Annotated in this window: 1 protein-coding gene; it reads left to right on the top strand. The window is 39.7% G+C overall.

Features of this window, described 5'->3' with window-relative positions:
- Positions 1-834 (top strand): RNA-guided endonuclease TnpB family protein (locus G5T77_RS16610; protein WP_166236259.1); only part of this gene is annotated, 834 nt, incomplete at its 5' end.
- Between the last annotated feature and the right edge of the window lie 41 nt (positions 835-875).

The following is an 875-nucleotide window of genomic DNA, read 5'->3' as shown; positions in this document are numbered from 1 at the left end:
AAACTCCCTAATGGCGTAGGTGTTATTAAATTCAGGAAGTCGCAAGAGATTCTAGGCACAATAAAAAATGTGACGATCAGTAAGGTGTCAGGACGTTGGTACGTTTCATTCTGTACTGAAACAGAACTTACTGAAATGCCGATCCACCCATCAAAATCAGCGATTGGTGTTGATCTTGGTGTTAAGAAATTAATCACTACCTCAAATGGTCAGGTCTTTGACCCGATCAATAGCTTTAAAACCAATCAGATTAAATTAGCTAGACTTCAACGGAAGCAGAGAAAGAAAGTTAAATTTAGTCAAAATTGGAAAAAACTGAATTTTAAAATCAATAAACTACATCATCACATTGCCAATATTCGTCATGACTACTTGCAAAAAATCACTACAACGCTCAGCAAAAACCACGCAATGATTGCTGTTGAGGATTTAAAAGTAGCAAATATGTCGAAGTCAGCAAGTGGCACAATCGAAAATCAAGGAAAGAATGTAAAAGCTAAGTCAGGCTTAAACAAATCAATCCTAGATCAAGGTTGGGGCATGCTCGTTAGTATGTTGGAATATAAGCAACAATGGCGAGGTGGATTACTTGTAAAAGTTGATCCGAAGTACACAAGTCAAACCTGCTGTGAATGTGGTCATGTAGCAAAAGAAAACCGACAAACTCAAGCTAAATTTGAGTGTGTCGGATGCGGTTATGTTGCGAATGCGGATTTAAACGCATCTCGTAATATATTGTCGGCAGGACATGCCGTTTTGTCTGTGGAGGGTGGATGCGGTAAAGGTCGCCCTAAGAAGCAGAAAGCAAGCGAAATCCGTGAGGAAGTCGCCTAAGAGCTTTGCTTTTAGAATCCCCCACTTGAGTGAAAACGAAA

The organism is Acinetobacter sp. GFQ9D191M (assembly GCF_011174875.1).
Classification (GTDB): Bacteria; Pseudomonadota; Gammaproteobacteria; order Pseudomonadales; family Moraxellaceae; genus Acinetobacter.
The sequence above is the reverse complement of the archived record's forward strand: the minus strand, read 5'-3'. Positions and strand labels throughout refer to the sequence as shown.